Source organism: Paenibacillus sp. J31R34 (assembly GCF_059383715.1).
The window spans coordinates 105962-127433 of sequence record NZ_JBXENU010000011.1; the positions used below are offsets into that span (position 1 = coordinate 105962).

15 protein-coding genes and 1 other annotated feature (1 of these 16 only partly in view) are annotated in these 21472 nt (G+C 47.9%); of the genes, 2 read left to right on the forward strand and 13 right to left on the reverse strand.

The window, feature by feature from the left end; translation table 11 throughout:
- Positions 1-49, reverse strand: a binding site (T-box leader) (it extends 173 nt beyond the left edge of the window).
- A gap of 48 nt (positions 50-97) precedes the next feature.
- The 10 genes from AC50YG_RS26215 to AC50YG_RS26260 form a co-directional block, all read right to left on the reverse strand.
- The gene (locus AC50YG_RS26215; protein ID WP_494831320.1) at positions 98-976 is read right to left on the reverse strand and encodes a carbohydrate ABC transporter permease; all 879 of its coding nucleotides are present in this window, start codon (positions 974-976) and stop codon (positions 98-100) included.
- A gap of 51 nt (positions 977-1027) precedes the next feature.
- Positions 1028-1969 carry an ABC transporter permease gene (locus AC50YG_RS26220; RefSeq protein ID WP_494831145.1) on the reverse strand — a complete coding sequence of 314 codons (942 nt, stop codon included), beginning with the start codon at positions 1967-1969 and terminating at the stop codon, positions 1028-1030.
- A 96-nt stretch (positions 1970-2065) separates the two neighbouring features.
- Entirely contained in the window at positions 2066-3574 is a 1509-nt protein-coding gene (locus AC50YG_RS26225) for an ABC transporter substrate-binding protein (protein WP_494831147.1), read from the reverse strand.
- A 134-nt stretch (positions 3575-3708) separates the two neighbouring features.
- A complete protein-coding gene (locus tag AC50YG_RS26230) occupies positions 3709-5271 on the reverse strand; it encodes a response regulator (RefSeq protein ID WP_494831149.1) in 1563 nt (520 codons plus the stop codon).
- A complete protein-coding gene (locus AC50YG_RS26235) occupies positions 5246-7084 on the reverse strand; it encodes a sensor histidine kinase (protein ID WP_494831151.1) in 1839 nt (612 codons plus the stop codon). Before AC50YG_RS26235 ends, AC50YG_RS26230 begins: the two co-directional genes overlap by 26 nt.
- A gap of 119 nt (positions 7085-7203) precedes the next feature.
- A complete protein-coding gene (locus AC50YG_RS26240; protein ID WP_494831153.1) occupies positions 7204-10002 on the reverse strand; it encodes an endo-beta-N-acetylglucosaminidase in 2799 nt (932 codons plus the stop codon).
- Positions 10003-10268: 266 nt separating this feature from the next.
- Positions 10269-12845, reverse strand: a complete 2577-nt coding sequence (locus AC50YG_RS26245; RefSeq protein WP_494831156.1) for a glycosyl hydrolase — start codon at positions 12843-12845, stop codon at positions 10269-10271.
- A 314-nt stretch (positions 12846-13159) separates the two neighbouring features.
- The gene (gene thiM / locus AC50YG_RS26250) at positions 13160-13996 is read right to left on the reverse strand and encodes a hydroxyethylthiazole kinase (protein WP_494831159.1); all 837 of its coding nucleotides are present in this window, start codon (positions 13994-13996) and stop codon (positions 13160-13162) included.
- A gap of 193 nt (positions 13997-14189) precedes the next feature.
- Positions 14190-15362 carry a benzoate/H(+) symporter BenE family transporter gene (locus AC50YG_RS26255; RefSeq protein ID WP_494831163.1) on the reverse strand — a complete coding sequence of 391 codons (1173 nt, stop codon included), beginning with the start codon at positions 15360-15362 and terminating at the stop codon, positions 14190-14192.
- A 242-nt stretch (positions 15363-15604) separates the two neighbouring features.
- Entirely contained in the window at positions 15605-16492 is an 888-nt protein-coding gene (locus AC50YG_RS26260) for a glycoside hydrolase family 43 protein (protein ID WP_494831165.1), read from the reverse strand.
- Positions 16493-16737: 245 nt separating this feature from the next.
- On the opposite strand from AC50YG_RS26260, the gene AC50YG_RS26265 reads away from it, so the two are divergent.
- Positions 16738-18042: a hypothetical protein gene (locus AC50YG_RS26265; protein WP_494831167.1), complete on the forward strand. Its 1305-nt coding sequence runs from the start codon at positions 16738-16740 to the stop codon at positions 18040-18042.
- Positions 18043-18204: 162 nt separating this feature from the next.
- On the opposite strand, the gene AC50YG_RS26270 is transcribed toward AC50YG_RS26265, so the two are convergent.
- Positions 18205-19086: a hypothetical protein gene (locus AC50YG_RS26270; RefSeq protein WP_494831169.1), complete on the reverse strand. Its 882-nt coding sequence runs from the start codon at positions 19084-19086 to the stop codon at positions 18205-18207.
- Between the two features lie 446 nt (positions 19087-19532).
- Here AC50YG_RS26270 and AC50YG_RS26275 point away from each other — a divergent pair, with 446 nt between their 5' ends.
- Positions 19533-20081, forward strand: a complete 549-nt coding sequence (locus tag AC50YG_RS26275; protein ID WP_494831171.1) for a GNAT family N-acetyltransferase — start codon at positions 19533-19535, stop codon at positions 20079-20081.
- Between the two features lie 370 nt (positions 20082-20451).
- Here the strand turns inward: AC50YG_RS26275 and AC50YG_RS26280 are convergent, their stop codons facing one another.
- Both AC50YG_RS26280 and AC50YG_RS26285 read right to left on the reverse strand, forming a co-directional pair.
- Positions 20452-20655, reverse strand: coding sequence for a helix-turn-helix domain-containing protein (locus tag AC50YG_RS26280; protein WP_113035934.1), 204 nt, complete (start codon positions 20653-20655; stop codon positions 20452-20454).
- Positions 20652-21125, reverse strand: coding sequence for a DUF2975 domain-containing protein (locus AC50YG_RS26285; protein ID WP_494831173.1), 474 nt, complete (start codon positions 21123-21125; stop codon positions 20652-20654). The genes AC50YG_RS26280 and AC50YG_RS26285 overlap by 4 nt, the downstream gene beginning before the upstream one ends.
- Positions 21126-21472: the final 347 nt, after the last annotated feature.

The window sequence follows — 21472 nt, forward strand, 5'->3', positions numbered from 1 at the left end:
TTTCTGCAACAGGGACAAAGCTGCTACTGCGCTCTATCAACGTATAACATGTATTAGATTATAGACAGTATAGCGGAACGTGAAAATCATTGCAAGCCTATTCCTTTACGGCCCCTATAGTTAGCCCTTGAACGAAGTACCGCTGGAAAAAAGGATAAGCGAGCACGATCGGTCCCGTTGCCAGCACGACCATCGCCATCCGCGACGTATCCTGCGGCATGTTTTGCAATATGCCGGTGCTGATCGCCGAATTGGTCGAATTTTGCATAATGAACTGCATGCTCGTCTCAATTCGCATCAGCATCGATTGCAGCGGCACCAGATTAGGCGTGTCGATGTACAAGAGTGCATTAAACCAGTCATTCCAATAGCCAAGCGTATTGAACAAGCCGATTGTAGCAATGCCGGGAAGCGACAGCGGCAGCACAAGCCGAATAAACGTTTGCAGCTCGCTTGCCCCGTCTATTTTCCCCGATTCAATAATGGCTGTAGGCACCATTGTACTGAAAAACGTTCGCATAATGAGGATATAAAACGCATTGACGAGCATCGGCATAATGAGCGCCCATATCGTATCCTTCATATGCAGCAGCTGCGTAACGACGATGAAGGTCGGCACCATACCGCCGTTGAACAGCATCGTAAAAATCGCAAAAAAGCTGAATAAGCGACGATATTTAAAGCTTCTCTGGGAAATAGCGTACGCATAAAGCGTAATGATGACAAGGCTCAATAGCGTACCGACGACCGTTACAAAAATCGTGACGCCATACGAGCGCAGCAGCGCCTCGCCTGTCCGAAATATATATTGGTACGCCTCCAGGCTCCATTCCTTCGGAATAATGCGGTAGCCGTTCGAGGCGAGCGATTTTTCATTCGTAAATGAAATGATGACGACGAACAGAAATGGAAAGACGCAAGCAATCGCAATGACACCTGTCAGCAGGCTCAGAAGAAAGTTGGCAGCAGGTGAGATTTGATCGAAGCGCTTTGTTTTTTTTACGGGCACCTATAGCTCCTCCTTCGTTTAAAACAAGGCATTATCCTTATTTTTTCTTCTGACGATGTAGTTGGACAGCATAACAAGCAGAAATCCGACGAAGGACTGATAAAGCCCGGCAGCCGTGCTCATGCCGATTTCGCCGTTCACCTTCAAGCCTCGAAACACATACGTATCAATGACGTTGGTCATTGAATACAGCAAGCCCGAATCTCTTGGCACCTGATAAAAGAGTCCAAAATCCGCGTAAAAGATTTTTCCGACAGCGAGCAGCGTCATAATCGATATGACCGGAGCGAGCAGCGGAATCGTAATATTCGTAATTTGCTTCCATTTGCCTGCACCGTCAATCATCGCAGCCTCATAAAGCGAGCGGTCAATTCCCATAATAGCCGCCAAATACACGACGCTGCTGTAGCCAACGCCTTTCCACAGGTTGACCAATACGAGAATAAACGGCCATTTGGAGGGCTCGGAATACCAATTGATTCGCTCCATGCCCATCCATTCGAGCGTCTTATTCATCAGCCCTTTATCAAAGCTGAGGAAGCTGAATACAAAATAGCCGACAATGACCCATGATAGAAAATAAGGCATAAACATTGCGGTTTGAAAAAACTTGCTCAGCCGCCTATTCGTAAGTTCGACTAAAATAATCGCCAGCGCAACGGCCAAGATAAGCCCTAAAATAATAAAGGCTGCATTATAAAGCACCGTATTGCGCGTAATGATATAGGCATCCGAGGTGCTGAACAAAAACTTAAAGTTGTCTAGACCCACCCACTTGCTATTCATGATGCTGGCAAAAAAGCCATCCTTGCTGTATCTGTACTGCTTAAAGGAAATAATCGTTCCCGCCATCGGCAGGTAGGAAAACAGCAAAAACCATAGGGCGCCTGGCAGCACCATCAAGAGCATCGCTCGATTGCGCAGGATGTCCCGTGAAAATATTTTCAGCTTGTCGAACATGTCGTTCATCTCCTTACACCACCAACTTATCAATGCTCGTTATCTTTATAAAAAAAGAGAGGCAAATCCGAAAATTCGCCTCTCCCTATTCACGGATTATTTAGGATTCGCCGCTTTCCACGCATCAAGCTGGGTCTGTGCTTCCGCAATAACTTTATCCAGCCCTGCTGCTTTAAACTTCTCAATCGCCTTTGGCAAATATTCATTCGGATCAACCGTACCCGTCATTAGCGCCGACCAGAACTCGCCTTTGACGTTCTGAATCGATGCAAGCTCGGTCGTGACGCTCGTCGAGTCAAAGTTGAAGCCCAGCGTTGGAGCTACTTTGCCCGCTTCATTGAACACTTTATATTCATCCCATTTGTTCTCAGGATCACCCGTATTGAGATATGTCAACGTCACATTGCCAAGCGAGAAGGTCGGCATATCATAATTTTTCGACTCATCCAAGTTCTCCATCGCATTGTCAGCCGTTTTCTTGTAATGGACGTTTTCGATGCCGGAATCGATCATATTGCGCAATACCGGATCGGTGTTCAGCAGGTTCAGAAACTCCATTGCTTTCTCTGGATGCTCCGAATTAGCCGAAATCGCCTGCATCGAGCCCATGACGGACCAGTTGAAAATCATTGATTCGCTCGCGGGCGTTGATACGACCGGATAACCATAGCTTGCACTCCACAGATTATCGGCGAAAGGCGTTGTCGCTGCGCGGTCAAGGAACCATTTGCCGGATTTTTGCGTATCGTCCAGCCCATTGGTCGTTGCCGCCTCTGGCGAAACGTAGCCCTTCTTGTAGTAGCTGTGCATCGTATCAAGCGCTGCCTTAAGCTCCGGCGTCTCCAGCACGTTTACGACTTTGTAGTCGCCTTTATCCAAGCTTACGACCATTGGCAGGTTGGAGATCAAATAATCGTACGGCAGCACGGGCATATAATCCTTCGTAATGGCAAATGGCGTAATATCCGGCTCGCTGTCTTTAATCGTTTTCAGCAGCGGCTCTATGCTTTCCAGCGTATAGATGCCATCCATGCTCAAATTGTATTTATCCAGCAGGGTTTTGTTAAAGCGCCATACCTCAAGCGCCGGGAGCTCTTTTTTCGCTGGAATGCCGTAGTTGTGGCCATCTACCTTGGAGCCTTCAAGAAAGGCCGGATCAAGCGTCTCCACAATTCCTTTACCCTGCTCCTTCAGCAAATCGTCGATTTCATAAAAGGCTCCTTTACGGGCATTTTGCACATAATCGAATGCCCATGAAGAAGTAAACATGATGTCCATAGGCGTTCCTGATGAGGTAGCGATTTGCATTTTTTGCGTATAGTCGCCCCAATCAATCTGGGTCATTTTGATCGTTACGCCAATTTTCTCGGCCGTATATTTGCTGACTTCCTCCATGACACGGTTTACATCCTTTTGCGGGGTTCCGATTGTGTACCAGCTCAGCTCCACCGTTTCATCTTTAGCCGTATTGCCACCGCTGCTGCCGCTCTCTGCCGTTGCACTCGTTTCTTTTGCCCCGCCGTTTGAGCTGCATGCCCCTAGCAGCAGCGAGAATGAAAGCAGCACCGCGAGCAGCATCATCCAGCTTTTGTTTTGTCTCATCAATCGTTACCTCCCTTTGTTTGCATCCCCTTGACTATCGCTTAACGCTTACTTGTAGATTACCGGATGTAAGCACTTTCAAATAGAGAAGAAACTAAACAAACGCTGTTCAAAATAAACATATACAAGGCCTTTCTTTATGTATTTAAGTCATCGGGTTCGCTGCTTGCTGCAAATAACATGCTTTTATAATCGGCTGGCGTTACGCCAACATATTTTTTAAACTGTTTATGAAAATAGCCGCTGTCCCAATAGCCGACGTTTCGGGAAATTTCATGGACCTTCAGTGCGGTTGTACGGAGCAGCAGCTTGGACTGCTCGATCCGGTGTTTGTTGACGTATTCCGTAAAGCTTTCCCCCGTTTCCTTCTGGAACAGCTTGCCTAAATAAACCGGATGAATATGGTATTTATGCGCCAGCTGCTTGAGGGACAGATCGGTGGCAAAAAATTTCTCCACGTCATTCAGCACCAGCTTAACCGTGGGATTGGTCTCCTCTTTAATAAGCATCGTGGACATGCCACGGATCGTACTGGTCATAATGGCAAGCAGCTCCTCCCATTCAGACGCTTTCGCCGCCTTGTTAAAGGAAGGATTCATATGCTCCGCAATAATGGCATTAACCGTATTGGCTCCTCCCATCTCCTGTTGCAGCCAGAGCAGCGTTTGCATCACCAACATGCGAAGCCTGCTAGGCGTCGCTGCGCTAGACGCTTGAATTGCCTGGAAATCGTCTGTCAGCTCAGCAACAAGCGCCTCCGTATCCGCGGCGGAAACCTTCTTCCTGTAGCTGGCCCAGTTTAATGCTGCATCAGGGAGCAGCTCATCCCTTCTTGCCGCATAATCCTCATACAAAGCAATTTCTTCCTTATGCAGCAGCAAAAAATACTCCTGAGCCCGCAGCGCATGCTCATAGCTGAGCGCCTCCTGCGCTCCTCTAGCCTGCGGGGAGCCGATCGAAATCCGATAAGGACGCGCCTCCTCCCTCTGCCTTAGCTGCAAGGCAAATTGCATAGCTTTGGCCGCGCAATCCGCTTCCTCCTCCGCCATAAACACAAGCACGGCATCACCCTCCACATTTTGCAGAAACAGCCTGTCCCCGCTGGCATTTGCCGTTTGCCGCAGCTCTTGCAGGAGCCCATCCTCCCGCTCGCTGCCTCCTCTAAGCAGCATCGTGGAAATATAACGGCCGCTGAAGGAAATATCCAGCATCGCTGCCCGCTCCTGCAATTGAACGGCATCGATCGCAGCGGTCAGCCAGCGATAAAGAATCGTGTCTTTCAAAATATCTACTTTCTCAGCTTCGAGCACGCTGCTCCTTCTCGTTTCATCCAGCTTCTTGACCGTATGGGCAAGCGTCGAGGTCAGCTCAGCGAAATTAAGCGGCTTAAGCAAATAGTTTTCAATGCCCAGTTGCATGCCTTCTTTCAAATATTCAAAATCATTGAACCCGCTCAAAATAATGACCTTCAGCTCCGGCCTGATCGCTCGCGCAGCCCGAATCAGCTCCAGCCCATTCATAATAGGCATGGAAATATCGGTAATGAGCAAATCAGCAGGAACCTGCTGCAGCAATTCGAGTGCCTTGCGGCCATTTCCCGCTTTTCCCGTCAGCTCCAGACCGTGGGCCGCCCAGTCTACTACATCATATAGGCCCTCTAATATAAACGGCTCATCATCTACCAGAAATACGCGGTACATTTTCCATCTCTCCTTTCCTTAAAGCCGGGAAGCTGAAGGTAACCCTCGTCCCTTTTCCTTGGATGCTCTCGATGTCGAACCTTCCGTCTTTGCCATAAATCAGTTCAAGCCTTTCTTTCACACTCCGCAGTCCCAGCGAATCATCCGGCTCCTGAACCGCATATCTGCCAAGAGAGCGTTTAATCTGCTCCAGCCGTTCCTTGCTAATGCCTGCTCCGTTATCCTCCGCTACAATCGTCACCCTTTCGTTTTCCAACGTGGCGCTCACTTTAATGAGGTTGTCCTCCTCCTCCGAGCGCAGGCCATGGACAATATAATTTTCCACAATCGGCTGCAGCGACATTTTGATCATCATGCGCTCCTTCAGCTCAGGATCACAACCAATGACGTAGGCAAAACGATCCTTGTAGCGAATGCGAAACAGCTCCAAATAAAGACGGCAATTTTCCAGCTCCTCCTCCATCGTCACGACGGTCTGCTGCTGGACAAAGCTCTTGAACAGCACCGCCAAGCTATAGATCATCTCGCTGACATCGGCGGCGCCATGGGAAAGGGCCCTCATCCGAATGACCTCAAGCGTATTGTAGAGAAAATGCGGATTAATCCTCGCCTGCAGCGCTGCAAACTCCGTATGCTTTTGCTTCAGCTCAGCCACATACACCCGGTCGATATGGCGCGAAAGCTCATCGAGCATTTTGTTGAAGCCTTGCGAGAGCTGCCCGATCTCATCCTCCTTCTCGTCAACAATTCGAATGGTCAAATCGCCAGTCTCTACCCGCCGCATCGAGCGGATAATCCGGTTCGTCCGGCGTGAAAAATTAAAGACGACAAAGGACGGAATGGAAATCGTAATTAAAATAAAAGCAAAGCTCGCTGCGATGACCACATTTTTCATGGGCTCGTAGATCGCTTCCACCTCCCGCTTCGGCATAATGCCAAATACGGTGTAGCCGAGGCTGCTGGACGGGAGCATCGAAATATAGGATTCCTCCTCCAAAAAGGCAAGGCTGTCCACCGATTTTATTTTGTCCACATAGGGATAGAGCTTGCCGTAATAACGGTCCGAGGAGTCAAAAATGACCTGTCCATCTCCTGACAAAATCAAAATATAGCCCTGCCTGTCATGACCCTCACTCACCAGCGCCGTTTTTAGTGCATCCGATTGAAAAAAGACGAGCAGCTGTCCGACATTGCTCAGCGTGCCTACCTCATTGATATGTACTCTGACGGAAAAAAGCTTGTTTTCCCATTGGTCAATCGTCCTGCGAACCCATGGGTTTGGCGTAGCTACGATGCTGCTTTCCAGCGCCATCGCATCCGGAACATAGGATTTTGACGCCTGCGTCTGATACAGCTTCGTCAAATTGCTTTGCCCGAACATATAAAGAAACTGCTTCTCGGAGCTGAACAGCAGCATATTCGCAATATCTGCATCATTTTCAAGCATTTTTTTGAAAAAATCCAAATCATCGACACCGCTGCCTAAGTTATTGTAATAGCTGTCCATTTTGAAATTCATATATTCGGAAAAAGAATGCTTCAGCAAATAGGATAAGGAATAGGAAAAGGACGGGTCGCGGTAAATGTCCTGCACCTGCTGCTGGACGACGTGAGCCTTGCCAGCAAGCTGCTGATGGACGCGCTCCATAGACATTTTCTGCTTCTCCAGCTCATTGTCAGCAACAGACTGGGACATATAATCGACTGTGAAATAAGCGAGAATCGCCGTAGCGCACACAATAATGACAGCAAAAACAAGCATGATTTTGACAAATAAATTATTTTTAATCGCATCTATATACAGCTTCTTCATCCCCTCCCCCTTGCCGCTTACTTCTTCATCGACATTAACAGGAAAAGGAAGACAGGGTGTCGCCCTGTCCTCCCGCTTTCACTAGTATAAGATGAAAAGATTGACAAATGAATCTATTTTTAGCTGCGAACATAAAGCGGCTGCGATTGATTTCCAGCGTAATCCTCCATCACAATATAGACGGTGGCAGCGGTCGACGTGAAGCTCAGGCTTGCCTTCGTCGTTCTGCCGCGAATGATTTTCGCAAAGCTGCCCGCGCTGCCGGAAATATACGTGACCGGGAACGATTTGGCTACGCCATTTTCATAGACGTACATATAGCGCCAGTCCCTCGTATTTGGCATCGGCAGATTCAGCGTATTGCCGCTCCATGACCATTGCTCGCCATAAGGCTCCGCTATTTTGTCAATAAAATGGCCGCTTTTGCTCACGGAGCTTCCTCCCGCCGTCGTAACCGTTACGAGAAAATCATCGCCGTTAATTGGCATATTGCTGAAGGTCACGCTAGTTGCGCCTGCCGCCGCCGTCTGCTGTTCGAGGATAGGCTGCGCCGTCGTAATCCAGTTCAGCGAACGCACGCTTACCGTCGTATTCCCCACTGCACTCGGCGGATTCACCCAGCTTACTGACAGCTGCCCGTTCTGCTGAGAGTCTACGTTAATGCTAGATACCGACTCACTCAGATTAAAAGGCAGCGTAGCTGCAAAGCCCTCCAATCCGTCCGCACCAATTGGAACGACCTTCAGCGTGCCTGCTGTAGACGGAAGAGCCTTGATATAAAACACTTCATCATATTTGCCGCCTACATAGACGTCATTGATATAAATATCGTATTGCTTTACCTTCGAGTAGTCGGTATCCATATTCCACTTGATGTTCATTTCGCCCGTATCCACAAAGGCTTCCGAAATAGCAAGGCCAGAAGGCGCTGCTGGCTTAATCGCCGAGCCGTCGAAAATGCGAATTTGCCCCACATTGAGCTGGTAACCCGCAATCGCGCTTGACCCTGGAGCAACGACAAGTCCAAAAGCGGCAAGCGATTTGCCCGCATAGGCGCCCAGCTCAAGCTGCTGCGTAACCCAGCCATTCGTCTTATTGCCGGCATTCGGAATGGGCACCTTGACGACCTGACTCGGATTATCTTTAAAAATAAGGCCGATATAAGCAGCCGATGCATCATTAGCCGAAGGCTTGTTATACGTGATGGACAGCTTGGAGCTTGCGTTTACGCTCAAATCGGTTTTGAACAAGCGCAGGAAATTTTCGGCGTTTAGATTGCCGTTCAGCACAAGCGAGCTGCCGCCATTATAGCCGCCAAGCTGGGCATATTGATAACGCTGCGTAGCCGAAATATCATATTTTGTGCCGTAGTCATAGTCCACCGTCAGACGATTGCCCGTCGTATCCTGCCACCACTGCCAAGTGACGGGTATATCCTGCAGGCTCATATTGGACCACTCGCTGTTGCTCGAGACCGCACCGTCCTTGTAATAGGAAAGGCCATGGCCCGTATTGAAATTCGTGTAAAAGTTCGTGCTGCCAATAACGGAGCGCTCCGCAATGACCGAGGCGATTCCCGGCCAATAGCGGTTGTCGGCATAGACGTCGGCTGCCGTGTTCGCAGCGGAGACCGTCGTATTTTTCGGATTCAGATTCGGTCCTGACCACCAGAGCTGATCACGCACATTGGTCATCCATTGGTAGTTGTTTTCCGACCTGCGGCTTACCGGCCAGCTTTGCCCCATATCTTCATCCAGACCCGCATGGACAAAATCTGCCCCGAGCGTAGCAAGACTTAGACGGGGCAGCCCGCTGCTCAGCTTGCTCGAAAGTGCCGTCCCTTGTACCGACGCAAAACGGTCTCTCCCTGCCTCCAAACCGGCAAACCCGATATCAAAAATCGTATAGGCTGTACCATTTGCGGCATTGTAGCTCGCTAGATAAGTATTCGCGCTATTAATTTGCGTATTGCCAACGCCGTAGTCAAAGAAAAAGGAATTGGTGACCGTTTGGTGATTCACCTTGTCATGCAGCATCGAAATATTGTTATTATTGAACGTTCGGGCAAACGTATTTGCCCCTGTCGCGGTATTAAGCGAGTCATACCATTGCACATAAAGGCCGCCGCTTTGCAGCACCTTCAGAAATGCGATATACGCTGGAATGTCCGCTGTCGCAACGTTGGGCGACAATTCCTCCTGATTCATAAAATAGCCGTCATAGCCAAAATAATCGGCCATTTCAATCATTTTTTGGGCGACTGGGAAATTTCCGCTGCTGTCTTTGACAAGCATTTGCTTGTAGGTTTGCTGGCCGCGGTCATTGTTGGAGAAAAAAACGCCAGCGAGGGAGAGGACGCCGTTTTTGTGCGCGGCATCGGTATACGTTGGATTAGGAATGTTCAGCATGCCGAATTCAAACCATTTTTGCTGCCAGTTCGATTGGGCCAAATCATCATAATATTCGGGCGGCGTGTAAGCGCTTGCAGTTCCGTGCCAATAAGAATAATAATCGATGTATTGCCAGAAGTTGAAATGATACTGGGCAAACTTGTTAGTATAGGGCGCATTTTCGATAAAAGCATTGCCATAATCGCCTGCAACGTTCATCATCTTTACATTGGCATTCAGCGTGGGCTTTGCCTGTGTGCTGGCAAACGGCAAAATCCGGTTTTGCAGCGGCACCTTCGACCGCAGCTTCTCCGCATCCGGGTCTGTTGCCGGGCTCCAATTCGCAATTTGGCCACTCGTGTAGCCGTGGACGCTTGGCTGATTGCTGCCGTGTGCGCTTTCCCCCTTGAATGGCCATGTGTCGCCGGCATACGCAGCAAGCGGCATCATGGTGATGAGCATAGAAGCGGTTAAAGCAACGGCTGTCCATTTACGGAAAGCTGCTTTTTTTCCTCTTGTTACTGGCATCGTTCCATCTCTCCTCACACGATTCGATTTACAATGTAACCATAACCGATGAAAGCCCTTTCCATAAGCAGATAAATTAAACATTAGCTGTTCAAAATAAAGAAAAGCCCATTTTTCACAAGGTGAAACGGCGGACTAAAACCAAACAATGACCCCTGACCGATTCGTGTGTAGAAATTGATTGGTGGTAGCGCGCAGTACCTTCCCTAACACAACAAAAAGGGTTGGATCAGGGATACCCCCGATCCAACCCTCTTGTCACCTACTTACGGCTCAATCCCCCATACAAGCTGACCATTCATATAGCCGGTAACCTGTTCATTGTTTACGAACTGATTGCTGGATGCCTTGAATGAGTAATCGCCCACTTGGTTGTAATTGGACCAGTCGGCTTTGGAGAAGCGTGCTTGAATTTCTGCGCTCTGGCCGGGATTCAGCGTTCCAGCCGAAGTCGTGAAGCCCATTTCCAAAACATAATCGGCACCCTCAACCGAAGTCGCCAGTTTGACGAATTTGCCGGTTACATTCGCATTTCCGATACTGGCCCAGTCGATCCAGAAACTCTGATCTCTCTCCCCGTCAATCGTGTAATAATACCGGAGCGACACGTCACTGAGCTGAATGGCTGCATCACCGGTGTTAACTACTTTGAATTTGGGTGAAATTCCGTTGGTGGAGGCACTCGTATTGCCGTTAAAGGCTTGGACCGTCAGGTCTCCCGTAGGTGTGGGAACACCGCTGTCCACAATATTAAGCGTTAATACAGCTTTATTTCCTCCGCTGAAATGAAAGGTTATGACATTCTGGCCCAGCGGCAGCGTGGAAAGATAAGCTTTGCTCAGAACGACACCAGCGCTTGATCCCGTATAATCCTGGCCCGATAGAAGTGTAGCATTTCCATTTGAGATACTTACAAGCTGGTGTCCGTTTAAGGTAACGGCTACGATAATATTCTGCGCTAGCGTTGCCGCTTTATCAAATGCCGCACTTACCGGTGTAATGGATGCGCTCGGTGTTGTATCCACAATTTTGACTTTTAATACGGGATCTTGTCCTTGATTAAAATCAAAAACAATCGAATGCTCGCCAATCGGCAGTGTCGACAGAAATGCTTTTTTCAGCAGCAGTGTATTTCCGCTCAACGTATAATCCTGAGTCGCTGACAAAGCATTAGCGCCTACCCGGAGAGCGATTAATGTATTGCCCTTTGAATTCACGGTTATGGCTGGGTCGGTTTGATTGGGTGCATACTTGTCAAATTCGACGGTTGCTGGTGTGATGGACGCGTTTGGAGTTGGATTTTCAACCTTTAAATCGGGCAGCTCATCGAGCGTAATGACATAGTCGCTTTGGTACAGTGTTGTTAAGGTCGCTGGGTAATTGAAAGCAGAGCTCATGAGATGTTCCCCATACCAAGGCAAGAAGTAGAGCCATCCTGCTTTCTCCTCTGTCAGATTTATTACGCTTGGGATGGTGTCGTTCTCCGTCATGGCCACCATTTTCGTGCCGCCCGTCAAATCAACAAGCTGATAAAAAATGGAGGTAATCGCATCCTCATTGGGGACACCGGACAAGCCGTCATAGCGGTTGTAAATGGTATTGTATTTATCGTATCCGATAATATCCACCTGATCGCCGCCGGGATACCATGCGGGAGAAGTGCTATACACATAACTGTTATAGGTCCAGATCAAGTTGTGCAGGTCGTATGTCTCTGTAAGCTCGGTATAGATCATATCCCATAGCTGCTTATACACCTCTGCGCCTGCCGAGGCCCACCAGAACCATGCACCCTCCCCATTCAATCCACCGTTGCCCTCCGCCTCATGGTAGGGTCGGAAGATCACCGGCACATCGTTATTTTGCAGAATCTCCAGTTGCTCTGCCAAATCCTCAATGGCCATCATCACGTATTGATATTCTTTCGTGCCGGGAATGACGGCACTCGCTGTATTGAAATTGGTTTCCGTCGGTTTGTAGGTGGCTTCCTTCCAATCCACAAACTCTCCGAGCTGATAGGCCGTGAAATTTCGGGGTACAGTAATATGCCAGCTGCTTGTTGCGATCCCGCCCCGGTTGTTCACCCAATCGATCATCCGGGCGGTTGTGCCATCCTCCCAGCCGTAAAGCGGATTATAGTTCAAAAAGTCGAACCCGCGAATGGCCGGATACTTTCCGGTTAAATTGTGAATCCAATCAAACTCCAGCTCGGAATTGCCGTCATTTCCGCCTCCGTATATCTCCTGCTGGCCGGAAAGCATATGATTGCCGTAAACCTCCGTTAAATAATTCATCAGAAGCTGCGTTTCCGGTGTGGCCTCAGAGTCGGCGAGGACAGGCTGCACATTTAAAGGATCAAGAGCAGCATAATCCACAGTGAAGGTATCAAAATAAGCGAAGCCCCAACCAGCCTTCAACTGAATGGTGTTGCTGCCTTGGTTCAGCTTATGATAGCCAAAATCGAAATCCGACCAATTGGTCGTATAGGGCAGCATATACGAGCCCTTCGTAACGCCATTAACGGTTAAAGATTGCTGCCTGCCGTCAGGACTAAGCTCCTGCATATAGCGGGTGGAGATCGTATACATTCCGGTTTCAGGGACAGTTACCGTAAAGGTAATGGTACCGGAATTCTGCATCCAGACAAATCCACTTCCGGAGTATCCGGGCTTCTGCTGTCCGTAAATTTGGGTCGTCACTTGAAGATCGGAGGTGAGCTGAGCGTTTTCGCTTTCAATTGTGAAAAGTGCGTTGTCTGCATGAACGGGCGGTGCTGTCATTAATCCAAGCAGTAGAGCAAATGCCAGCATCATTGCGCTTGCCTTCTTGAGTAAATTTTTCATCCTTGTCTTTCCTCCCATGTTAAGAATGGTAAATACAAGTTCAATATATCAACTCTTGGATGCGCTTTCATAGCAAACATAGCATAAACCCCATATTATGTAAATCCATCTACATTGAAAATTTCTGCTCTTCATTTCTCCACAATCCCTACTCTTAGAGAATGCAACGATTACCCATTAACAACAGCGTATTTTTTCAAGATGAAAAAACAGCCCCTTTTCACAAAAAAAAGATGGACCGTCTAGCATCCTTCGACGCCTTGACTGCATCCATCACCCGTTTAACTTGATTGGAGCCGGTTAACGTACTGCTTTTATGGAGCAGCAGCTTCTATTACGGCTCGGCCAGCAAGCAGCTCACCATCCATTCGGCTAACCGCATCAATAATCGCGATATGGAACGAGCCGCTGCCCTTTCCCTCTGCTGCTTCTGCGGCAAGCTCGCCGGCAATGCCCATTGCAGCTACGCCTGCCGCCGCCGCGAGCAGCAAATCCCCCTCCTGCTTCGCGCCGCAGAAAGCGCCAATCAGCGTAGAGCACATACAGCCGGTGCCCGTTACACCGGACAGCTGCGGTACGCCGTTGCGGATAAGCAGCGTCCGCTCGCCATCGCTAATGACATCGGTCGCTCCCGTGAGTGCCACGATGCAGCCGAGCTTGGTCGCTGCTTGCTCTGCCACCTCCTGCGCGGTCTCTTCGTTTCTTGCGAGGTCGGCTTCTGAAGCATCGACGCCCTTCGTCAGCGATTCCAGTCCTGCTGCAAAGCGGATTTCCGATAAATTGCCGCGCAGCACGCTGATTTCCACCTCGCTCAGCAGCCGCTCCACCGCACCATTTCGCAAGGCCGAGGCTCCCGCTCCCACCGGATCAAGCACGACGGGAATGCCCCGCTCATTGGCCCGCTTCCCGGCGGCGACCATCGACTCGATTGTGCGGCGATTCAGTGTGCCAATGTTAATAACCAGTGCCGAAGCGATGGAGACAATATCGTTCATCTCCTCCAGCTCATCCGCCATAATCGGCGAAGCGCCTACAGCGAGCGCAATATTGGCGCAGTCATTGACCGTCACGTAGTTCGTAATATGATGAACGAGCGGCTTATTGCGGCGCACCGCTTCCAGTGATCCAGCAATCGTTTGTAGGATATCCATGTATAACCATCCCTCTCTGCCAAATGATTAAAGTACTATTAATCTTATATATACCACAATGTTGCGGTGGAAACCTATGACGAGCAGCACAGCAGCAGAAAAAAACGGATGGGCAGGGAGCATCTGCTGCTCTCTCTGCCCATCCGTTTGCAGCCATATCCAGTTGCAGCCACGCTCGGCACGGTCATTCCTTCTAAACGCTCGACGCTTCCACTGGTTTCGGCTTGCCTTCCTTGAGCACTTTGGCGATAAGACAGCCAATCAGCAAAGACCAGACCGGGGATGAAATGCCGAAAAAAGATACATTGGCAATGGCAATAATGAAAGCAAACAAGGTCGAAAACCGGTACGTCGTTTCGGAAAATACAGCTTGCAGATTGCCAATCAGCACCCCAGCCAGCGAAAAGCCTGACAGCAGCACAATAAACGCTGAAGGCAGCCTATTAATCAGCACAAGCATCGCTCCGGCAAACAGGCCGAAAACAATGACAAGCACGCTGCATACGATTCCCGCCCAAATACGGCTTTTTCTTTCCCCAGCTTCGTCGCTGCTGCATAAGGCAGTCATCATGCCCCCGACGTTGACGGCATGTCCGCCGAAGAAGCCAACGAGCAGCGTACCGAGACCCGAGAAGACAACCGTCTTGTTAACAGGCGGATTATAGCCGTTTTTCTTTAAGGCAGCCAGCGATACTGCGATATCATTGCTCAAAATCAATATTGCAATTGGAATCGAGATCGAGATGAAGCTGCCCGTCGTAAAAGACGGACTAATCCAGTGCGGCATACTAAATTCAGCTGCCTCAGCCGCAGGAAAGTCATGCCAAATGAGCAGTGCGATGACGCCAAATGCCAGCATGCCGAGCAAAGGAGGAATCGCTTTATTCAGCTTAGGAACGATAAGGAAGCCCAGAAAAGATAGGATTCCGATAATTGGTAGCTCTTTAATAGCCGGAATAATCGCCACGACGTAATGCAGCACAATTCCCGCCAGCATCGCGTCCAGCATCGGCTTTGGTATAAGTCCCAGAAGCTTGCCGAATAAGCCGGTCGCGCCAAGCACGGCAATAAGCGCACCCGCCATAATAAAGCTGCCTGCCAGCTCCTTTATCGGATAATGCAGCGCCGATGCGCTGAGAAAAGCGACAGCCGTAAGCGAATGGGCGCCAGCAAACGGTATTTTGTAGCGGAGAATGAGCCACAAATTCAGCGCCCCGCCAATCACATAAACCGCGAACAGCCAGGATAAGGCCTCCGCCCGGCTCAGCCCAAGCGCATCCGCTGCTTGTATAATCAGCACCGCGCCGCCTGTACAGGCCATAATCGCTGTCGCGAGCCCGCTTGATATATTTTTTGTGTTCAGCATGACTGTTTTATAAAGCTCCTTCCATCTCATGACGCATTCGCAAGCTGTAAAATAGCAGCCTAAAACTGACCTAATCAGAGCCAGCTTTAAACCCCTTCTTATTCTAGTATTTCTTCTACGATTGTACAACCTTCAGCCCTGTTCTTACCCACCGTGCCATGAGCCATTGAAAAAAGACCTAAGCTGGCGGGTAAAAGAGAAGATTCCCTGCCCGGCTTAGGTCTTGACTGTGGTAATACCGCTTATTCCATTTGATCAAGCAAAATAAATTGGCCATCCGCTTCTTCCAAGCGGAAAATTATCGGCCGCTCCTGCGGATGCTTATTAGGCGCATGAATCGTCAGGCAAAGCTGGCCTTCGAACGTTCTGAACAGCATGCCATGTCCTCCGTCCTTGGCGAACAATGGCTCGGCATCCTGAATCCAAGGCCCCACGATCTGCCCGGAAGCTGAGCGGGCAATGCCCATCGTATAACCTTCCTGACCAGACGTCGACCACATCATGACCAGCTCGCCATTTGCCATCCGATGCAGGAAAGGGCCGTCTGTGACATAGTTTTGCTGATTATCGCCGCCGCCAACCGACCATACAGCATCCGAGGCTTTGAACAATAAAGTCGGCTCCCCGACCGCTTCCTTAAAATCACGCGTAATCCGAACCGCATACATTTCGCCGTCCTGCACCTGCACCCACTCCTTACAGAACACCATCCATGGCTCGCCATCGTTGTCGACGAACAGCGTGCCATCCAGGCATTCCCAATCCGGCGGAGTCAGCGACCTGCTCCACAGCTCGAACGGCCCTTGCGGCTCGTCTGCCGCCAGAACGCCCGTCACCCTCGGAATGCCGTCCGCTTTGAAGCTGGCGAACATATAGAAGCGGCCTTCCCACTCGTACACCTCCGGTGCCCAGTAATGATGATCCGACCAGAAGTCCGGCTCAGGACGGAAGCAGGTAATAGGGCCGTTCCACTCAGCGAGATCCTCGCTCTCATAAACGTCAAAGCCAATCGCTTTTCCGCTCCATACATTTTGCCCGATGGAGCCGTACAAATAATATTTTTTGCGGCCTTGATCCACTAGTATATACGGATCGCGAAAATGAATATCTCCCAGCTGTTTTTTGCTCACAATAAACGCCCCTTTGCGTTAATTTAATCGTATCCGCGAATGAATTAATAAAATCATTAATTAAAGAGCATATGAATTAACCTTCCCTCATCATATAATTTGAAGGGCCTGATCGCAATCTTTTTTTGAAGGAGGCTATGGTGTGCTAAACGTGACCCAGCATGCAACAATTTCTGCGTATATTCGTCTGAAATGAAAATGCAGGAAAATAATTAATCGTTTATTTCACTAAGAGGAGTGCAAACATGAAAGCAAAACATATAACCGTTCAAGGCTGTATTTTATTCGCCCTCTTAATAGCAGGATGTTCTAACGATAGCCAAACAGGGACAGCAGCAGCAACCGAGAAGCCCATTTCAACTGCTCAGCCTGCGGCTGAAGCTTCCGCTTCCGATGTGAAGCTAACCAGCCTTAGCTTCACATCGAGCCGCAACGCCGACGGCAGCCTAAACGCAGCATTATCCGATTCTTTCGGCCATTATTCAATGGGCAGCAGCTCTCCTGTTGAGCTTCAAGGAGCCGTATATCACATGGTCAATCTGTACCGCGGCGACGATATCGTTACAAATGCGCTTCTTTCGCATCGCCTGGGACAGGATGAGGTGAAGGTGGAATGGAGCGAGACGATTACCGACTCCAACAATCGCTGGTACAATTCTTTTCATTCGGGGAAGGAGCGGCAGCTGTTAAAACTCAGCGAGGAGCAGCTCGTTTTTCTTGAGCCGGAAATGATTGATGACGGAGGCCGCTACCACCTGTCCGTTTTAAATGCAAAAACAGGCGAAATGACACGGATTCGAGAGGATTTTTGGCCGTTGACTGACGACTACGATTATATCTATCAATATCAATGGAACGAAGAGAAGCAGCAGCTGTTTATGCAGAGCTATCTGGGAAATGTGTGGTTTTTCGACCTGCAGGGCGAGGACAAGCAGGATCGGCTGCCGGAAAATACGTTCCGCGTTATCCCTCATTCGACGACCGGGGCGCCTTCCTTGTTCCTGTCACCTGACTTTGAGCGTTTCGTCCACAACGATGAAAGCGGGGAGGTTACTTTTTTCACAGCTGACGGACAACCGCTAACAAGCGTTAAACTGCCGGAAAAACGCTATGTCCCATCCGAATTAATGAAGTGGAATCCCGCAGGCACCGTGGCTTGGATGGACACTGCTCCAGAGCAGCAGCATCGCATCACAGGCATCGACATTGATTACTTAAAACTGGCTCCTGAACAAATTTATTTTTATGACCGTGATGGACTGCCTATTGCTTCGTTGAAAGCCGCGGCTGGCGATCATACAGCGATAGAAGTCGTTCAGTGGCTCGATTCCAACGTCGCTCTCATCAAAGCCTATACCTATGCTCAAAAAAACACGACGAATGACGACATAGAAGAAACAAATATCAGCTACTACAGCTATGATGTCATTCATAAAGTGAAAAAACAGGTTGAAGCAGTGCCGGCAGCAGCACTGGACAAGGAGTCAGCCGAAAAGGCGGAAGTGCGCATTTCCGAGGATGGGCGGACCCTTATTTATGAACAAGGTTGAAAATAAGGCGCAATAAGCGGGCATTCTGCGGCAGCAGGACAGCCACTCTATTCTTATAGAAAGCAAAAGACTGGCGATGGCATGATGTCCATCGTCAGCCTATCGTTACTCACACCAACAAAATGCAGGTTTATTCCGAATCTATTGGGCCGGTCTAGATCCTTAGCTATGCACCGATGGTGCTTCATCCAGCGCCTCCTGCTGCAAATCATTGCTGCCCTTTCCATCAATAAGCCCAATCAGCTTCTCAAGCGCTGAAATTTCCAAAGCTTTAATCGTTTCCACACTTTGCTTCATTTTGCCAATGAGGAGCAGATCCTCGCTAATTTCTAATTTGAAATATAGATTGCGCAATACAAGCGTCTTCTCGATTAATAGTGAAAATTCATCCGCTAAAGCAGCTGAAGGCTCTATGCTTCCCGTCATAATCAAACAGTCATAAAGTAAGCGCATACATTTCTTGTGCTCATACAAAATATGAAAAGGTAGGCTCGAGTGTACGGTGCTCTGTTGCTGGATTCGATCAAGAAACTGCTGCAAATCCGCATAAATAGCCATGCCGAATGCAGCCTGCTCCCTAGGCTTCGTAAATAACGGCATTCGCTCATATGAATTTTCAGCGTACAAATAGTCCTTCAGCAGCTTACTCGCAAGCGATACGTTAAATTCATAATGCTCGACTTGATTTAATTCAATGAGAACGATTTTGGAGCGATTCAGCGCCTGTCCACAAATCGCTTGCTTCGCAGCATGAACAAGCGCCGGAATAGAGATTGTGACAGCCCTGTACTGCGCGTTGAAAAAATCCATCAACGTAAATTCATTTTTCTCCAAATCATAGCCCGTAATGAGCAATTGGCTTCTTCTATTAACCTTCCCATAAAAATTCGAATAAGGCACATAAAAGTAATCACAATTTATATAAACATATTGATTTTTGTCGATGCAGCTTATAATAAACTTATCTAATTCCGTCCATTGATTAATTAGACTCCATTCTATTTCTTGGGTATAGATCCATGGGTTATTGTTGTGCCTCCACATGAGGGGCTCTCCTAAATAAAAGCTCAGCCAATGAATGTCCTTATCAAAGGGTTTATCCGTATACAGTTGTATAAAGTGGTTCAATATCCAGGCATGAGACTTCTCATCATTACTCATCACAGCCAAAAAATGAGAATATCTTTTGTACCCCACAACTATTGGTATCGTTACAGGCAGCATCTTTTTTGTCAAACGATCCTTCCTTTCTCATTATAATTGAGTGCTTGTCACAATTATTTCCTGAGAAACTCTAGATGAGGCTGACGCATGATGATGATAAAATCGCAGCAGAACACCCTTCTTGCATCCTTATTTGTAATAATTATCCTATAATTGTAGCGTATTAGTTAACAGGGTGCAATCCTTTTTGAGCGATTAAACCGGATAGACGAAGAAATTGAAATTTCAACCGAGTAAAACAAAAATCTGTCAGGGGGACTCTAACAATGCGTACAAAAGAGGGTTACCAATTAGAGCTACGACGTTTATATCATCTGGAACTGCAGGAAATACGAGCGCTTATGCTGGAGGTAATTTCGCGGTTGCCTTTTCAGGATCTTTTTGCAATGAATGACGAAGATTATTTCCTCGAGCTTATTGATGGAAAGGGTGAGATATACGGTGCTTTTAATAACGGGAAATTAGTTGCTTATTCCGTTTTGGCATTTCCCGGTGTAAGTGAGATTAACCTAGGAACTGAGTTCGGAGTGCCAGAAAAAGAATTGCCCTTTGTTGCAGTATTGGATTCAACTGTAGTCCATGAATCCGTTCGCGGGCTTGGTCTACAAAGATTTTTTCATGAGCTGAGAGAAAAACGTGCTAAGGAAAAAGAATGTCTGTACCTATATTCAACTGTTCATCCTCAGAACCGTGCAAGTATTAAAAATCTAGAAGCTGCGGGTTTTACTCTTCAGTTTACGCGACCAATGTACGGAGGCAAGAATAGACATTGCTACTCAAAACGACTAATTGGACTAAAGAAGGACGATAGTTGAGTCAATAGGGCTTATTGTCGTAAACTGTTCGTTAATGTAAACAAAGCTGCCGATCGTTCAACGGCAGCTTTGTTTTGGTTGGCTATTCAACTATCGTTCTCCGTTAGTTGAATCATTAGAGTCGATAATTTCGTCGAACCGAATAGCTATCTCAATAAACTTTTCACCCCAACCACTATCAATGGATAGTCACCCGACATTAAACAATGCTCATGAGCAAGCATTATTATTGATGAGTTATTCTTATGGTATAGTGTCATATTGCCGGTAGCCTCAAAGGCGAAGGCTATGTAGTCGTTAGGATTGATATAGCTCTCGAACTCTTCATCATTACTTACATCTGCGACGTACGGCGATTTTTTTGTTTCATTCAATCCTGCCGATACTCGAGAATATCTCCAGGCTGGCAATCGAGTGCTTTGCAGATCGCTTCGAGTGTTGAGATTCGAATGGCTTTTGCTTTTCCGTTTTTAAGTATCGACAGGTTCGCCATTGTAATGCCGACTTTCTCCGATAGCTCAGTAACGCTCATTTTCCGCTTTGCAAGCATGACGTCAATGTTAACCACTATCATACGGTCAACTCCTGTTCTTCTTTGAGCTCGATCGCGTTTTTGAGCAGCTTCTCAAGAACTGCGGCAAATACTGCGATTACGATTGGCGCACAGGTTATAATTAGCCCGATGACCATGACGCCTGGTGCATCTGCGCCGTCAGCTACAAAGTAGAAAAGCGGGAGATTACATGCAAACATGAGTGATACGACAACCGCCGCTTGCTTTATTTTCTTAAGCGCTAAAACAGAGGTTTGCGAAAAAGCGGTATTTGTATCAATGTACCTGAGAAGCTTAAATGCCTGAAGTAGCGTAAATAAATACGCAATAGACGCCACATACGCAGCCAACGCGGAAAGATAAACTTTAATATCCGGGAAATCCGGCATCATACTATACGCCATCGCTGGGAGTCCATAAAAACACATCACTAATGCAGGAATCGCCATAACAACCAAAACAACTTTTAAAAAGAGCGTCTCTTTGTTCATTTATTTCACCTCTTTTTTATTTTATCACTTCATTTATCGTTTTACAATAAAAATGTATCGTTTACTTCATTTGACCCAACAAGTTATTTAAAAAGAAGAAGCCATAAGGCTTATACGGCTTATTTGTTCCTCCTTCAAATTTGTGCCGAGATACGGATATATTTATGAACCCATTAATTGAAGTTAATCGCGAAAATGATTAAACTATACTGCCCGTTAGCTTAATGACGCATCGTTAGTCTATAACTTTATTTTTTCAGTCTACATCTCCTTTCCACATATAAATAGAGGCACTCAACAAAGAGCGCCCCTTTTCCATTATAATCTTTTATTATTTCCTGCTGCCC